The sequence below is a fragment of the Romboutsia sp. genome, from assembly GCF_051659545.1.
Taxonomy (GTDB): domain Bacteria; phylum Bacillota; class Clostridia; order Peptostreptococcales; family Peptostreptococcaceae; genus JBOFOR01.
Genome location: NZ_JBOFOR010000196.1, coordinates 1 through 2,379, shown reverse-complemented (window position 1 = coordinate 2,379; position 2,379 = coordinate 1). Strand labels below are relative to the sequence as shown.

Genomic DNA, 2,379 nt, shown 5'->3' with positions numbered 1-2,379 from the left:
ATATTTAATAATAACTTGTATGAAATATGGTAAAATCAAATGTGGTAATATAGAAATTTATATACCAAGTTATACTATATTATTACCAAATAAAATTACAAAAAAGTAGATTGTTTATATAAATATATAATGGGGAGTTAATATGGAAAAGTATTCTGCAGCATATTCTTACACAAATTATAACTTTGTTGTACAGAATATAAAAGGAAAGTTAAACACAAGAGATAAATATTATCCTTTAATATGTGTATTAAAAAACATATTACAAAGAGGTTGTCCGACTAAAATGTCTCAGTATTTATCTCAAAACATTGGGGATGTAGATCTTAAAGAAAAAAAGCTATTTGGACTTATAGATAATGAAGTACCTAACTGGATAAATACTATAAAGGGTGATGAGGAAAATCAAGATTACCCAGCAAAGATATTCTTTGAAAAACTTATACCTAAATACTTAGGAAAATATAAATTTATACAGCAATTAATAGTACCAGAAGCTGAAGTAAATGATGTGGTAGATATATACAATGAACAATTTGTAAATCAAAAAGTAGACTTTTACTTGCCACAATGTAAATTAGTAATAGAGATAGATGGAATACATCACAATGAAGAAATACAGATCATAAAAGACAAAGAAAGAGATGCATATTTATTACAATATGGAATAGTTACAGTAAGAATTAAATCAAATGAGGTAAAAAGAGAAGATAACTCATTTATAGAAAAAATAACTAAAATAGAAAGTATAATTTCTAAATATGATAAAAGAGTAGAGATATATAAGGACTATAAATACATAGATGATTATGAAGAAAAAGACCTAAAATACTTAAAAGCAAATGCAGTACTGAGATTACAAATAACTATATTATCTTTACTAGAAAAAGGTATTTTAAAGCTAGATGAGGAGTCTTGGAAAATAAATATACTAAATAGAGATGTATATAATTTTGTAGATATTGCTATAAAAGATTTGTTTATATGGTTTGAAAAATTATGTGTTTTAGATAAAATTCAATTTAACAGACCAGAACTTAATATTATAGAATCAAGAAATCAAGAACAGTATTTGTATAAAAAAGATTATATAAATATAGACTTTAGCTTAAATAAAAGATATACAGATGAGAATGAACTAGATAAAAATATAATATATGTAAGAACAGATTATTATGATAAAAGACGATACTTTAAAGTAAGTTCGTCAGATCCAATCAGATATAAAATTGATAAAGAAGATACTGAGTGTATAAAATCATTGGAGTTTTTGCTTAAAAATATATTTGGTCATGATAGCTTTAGAGATGGACAGTTACCAATAATAATTAACTCATTACAAGGCGAAGATACTATAGGAATACTACCTACAGGAACAGGTAAATCTATATGCTATCAATTAACTGCATTGTTACAACCATGTATAAGTTTTGTAGTTTGTCCAATAAAATCTTTAATATATGATCAGGAAACTAATTTAATTAAAAATAAGATAAGCAACATTAAGAGTATAACAGGAGATATTGATGGAGAAGAAAAAGATAGAATAATCAAGTCATTCTCAGAGGAAAAATATCAGTTTATATTCATATCACCAGAGAGATTTCAAATTAAGAAATTTAGAGAAGCATTAGATACATTAAACAGAAATAGTACTATAGCAATAGCTGTAATAGATGAAGTTCACTGCCTTTCGGAATGGGGACATGATTTTAGAACTTCTTATTTGAATCTAGTAAAAACAATAAGAAGATTTGCACCATCAACAAGATTATTAGGATTAACAGCAACAGCTTCAAACTTTGTGTTACAAGATATAAAAAAAGAATTTGAAGTTGAAAGTTATAATGTAAAAACACTTACATCATTTACTAGAGAAGAGCTTACATTTAATGTTATAAAGTGTGATGAAAATAATTCTTCAAGTAAGAAAGAAGTTTTATTTAGTAAACTTAAAGAATTAAATGAAGATAAAAATATATTTGATGTTAATGGAGAAGATACTAATTCGGGTATAATATTTACATCTACAGTTAATGGTTCAAAGGGATGTCATGAAATATCTAATCAAATAAATAGAAAATTCAAGACTGAGACTAAATACTTCTCAGGTGAATCTCCTAAAGTAAAAAAGTTACCTATAATGGATAGTAAGGCATATAGTACATACAAGAATAAGGTGCAAAAAGATTTTAAGGAAAATAAATTACCATTATTAGTAGCTACAAAAGCATTTGGAATGGGGGTAGATAAGCCTAATATCAGATATACCATTCATTTTGGAATGCCAATGTCACTAGAGTCTTTATACCAAGAAGCAGGTAGAGCAGGAAGAGATAAAAAACCAGCTGACTGTTATGTTTTATATGAACATGAGAG

General features: G+C 26.0%; 1 protein-coding gene. It reads left to right on the top strand.

Annotated features, from left to right (window positions below; genetic code table 11):
• Positions 1 to 142: 142 nt before the first annotated feature.
• Positions 143 to 2,379: RecQ family ATP-dependent DNA helicase (locus tag ACRC03_RS10615; protein ID WP_438652539.1), on the top strand; the 2,237-nt coding region annotated here is incomplete at its 3' end.